Raw genomic sequence first — 530 nt, 5'->3', positions numbered from 1 at the left:
AGTGAGGTTGGCGCCTATGATGTAACGCTGAAGGCAGGCACACTCACCCAGGCTGGGCTTGTGGAAGCGCAAGGCGGGGTACTTACTCTCAACAGCCATGATGTTTTAAGTAATTCCGGTATTATGGTGGGCGGTGTTGTTGATGCGAAGCTTGGGTCTTTAGCCAATTCAGGTCAGCTTTTAGCCAGTAACAGTTTTACGCTTATAGCAAAAAGTCATGATCCGTCATTGGGGCAAGTTGCTCTGGTTTTAAATGGTGAAGACGGTGTTCTCAAAAGTGGTGGTGCTTTTGTCTTAACCGCAGATGTTTTGGACAATGCCGGCAGTATTGGCTCAAGTGGTGATGGGGTTGCGCTCAATGTGAGCGCTGATCTGAGCAATAGCGGGCTAATTTATGCCAAGAAATCTGCCATTTTCTCCTTAGATGGGGATTTTATCAATAAGTTTGCCGATGTCATTGCTGAAGACAATCTCATCATCCGTGGCTTAAGTGGAGAGCGGGCTGGTCATGTGATCAACAGCTCGGGTCT

Annotated in this window: 1 protein-coding gene; it reads left to right on the top strand. The window is 47.7% G+C overall.

Annotated features, from left to right (window positions below):
* Positions 1-530 (top strand): hypothetical protein (locus ACFIK3_RS09895; RefSeq protein WP_375676653.1); only part of this gene is annotated, 530 nt, incomplete at both ends.

The sequence above is a fragment of the Bartonella sp. CB10SXKL genome (genome assembly GCF_042195515.1).
Taxonomy (GTDB): Bacteria; Pseudomonadota; Alphaproteobacteria; order Rhizobiales; family Rhizobiaceae; genus Bartonella.
Note: the sequence above shows the minus strand (reverse complement) of the source record. Positions and strands in the feature narration are given on the sequence as shown.